A 1,623-nucleotide genomic window follows, 5' to 3' on the forward strand; every position below is an offset into this window, starting at 1 on the left:
TGGTTAGCATCACCGGGTTCGTCATGGGCGTCACTTTGCCGGTACGGGAATATCAACCCGTTGTCCATCGACTACGCCTGTCGGCCTCGCCTTAGGTCCCGACTTACCCAGGGCAGATGAGCTTGACCCTGGAACCCTTGATCATTCGGCGCACGGGTTTCTCACCCGTGATTCGCTACTCATGCCTGCATTCTCACTCGTGTCGCCTCCAGCCCTGGATCACTCCGAACCTTCACCGGCGACACGACGCTCCCCTACCCACCCACACCCCTGAACCAACCCCACAAGGAGGCGGCTTGGGTATCGTGTGGATGCCATAGCTTCGGCGGATGACTTGAGCCCCGCTACATTGTCGGCGCGGAATCACTTGACCAGTGAGCTATTACGCACTCTTTCAAGGGTGGCTGCTTCCAAGCCAACCTCCTGGTTGTCACTGCGACTCCACATCCTTTTCCACTTAGTCACCGCTTAGGGGCCTTAGCTGATGGTCTGGGCTGTTTCCCTCTCGACTACGGAGCTTATCCCCCGCAGTCTCACTGCCACGCTCTCACTTACCGGCATTCGGAGTTTGGCTAACGTCAGTAACCTGGTCGGGCCCATCGGCTATCCAGTGCTCTACCTCCGGCAAGAAACACGCAACGCTGCACCTAAATGCATTTCGGGGAGAACCAGCTATCACGGAGTTTGATTGGCCTTTCACCCCTATCCACAGGTCATCCCCCCAGTTTTCAACCTAGGTGGGTTCGGTCCTCCACGACGTCTTACCGTCGCTTCAACCTGCCCATGGATAGATCACTCCGCTTCGGGTCTTGATCATGCTACTCAACGCCCTATTAGGACTCGCTTTCGCTACGGCTCCCCCACACGGGTTAACCTCGCAACACAACACAAACTCGCAGGCTCATTCTTCAAAAGGCACGCCATCACCCCAACCACAAGGGCCAAAGCTTTGACGGATTGTAGGCGCATGGTTTCAGGTACTATTTCACTCCCCGCCAGGGGTACTTTTCACCTTTCCCTCACGGTACTTGTCCGCTATCGGTCATCAAGGAGTATTTAGGCTTAGCGGGTGGTCCCGCCAGATTCACACGGAATTTCACGAGTTCCGTGATACTCGGGTATCTGCACAACAGAGCCCACCGCTTACGTCTACGGGGCTATCACCCGCTCCGGCACCGCTTTCCAACGGACTTCAACTTCACGATGAGTTTCTCACTCCGCACCAGCACGGCAGCACTGGTCGCACAAACCCCACAACCCCACGCACGCAACCCCTGCCGGGTATCACACGCACGCGGTTTAGCCTCCTCCGATTTCGCTCGCCACTACTCTCGGAATCACTTTTGTTTTCTCTTCCTGTGGGTACTGAGATGTTTCACTTCCCCACGTTCCCTCCAACACCCTATTTCATTCAGGTGCAGGTGACTGGACATGACTCCAGCCAGGTTTCCCCATTCGGACACCCCCGGATCACAGCTCGGTTGCCAACTCCCCAGGGCTTATCGCAGGCTCCTACGTCCTTCATCGGCTCTTGATGCCAAGGCATCCACCATACGCCCTTCATAGCTTGTCGCCACACACACAAACACAACAAAACAAGAATCAACACCAGACCACAAACAG

The 1,623-nt window shown here is 56.0% G+C and carries 1 rRNA gene; it reads right to left on the minus strand.

What is annotated here, in order from left to right:
* Positions 1-1,573: ribosomal RNA gene (locus ISU10_RS22655) — 23S ribosomal RNA — on the minus strand; the annotation flags it as partial.
* Positions 1,574-1,623: the final 50 nt, after the last annotated feature.

The organism is Nocardioides agariphilus (genome assembly GCF_015352445.1).
GTDB lineage: Bacteria > Actinomycetota > Actinomycetes > Propionibacteriales > Nocardioidaceae > Nocardioides > Nocardioides agariphilus.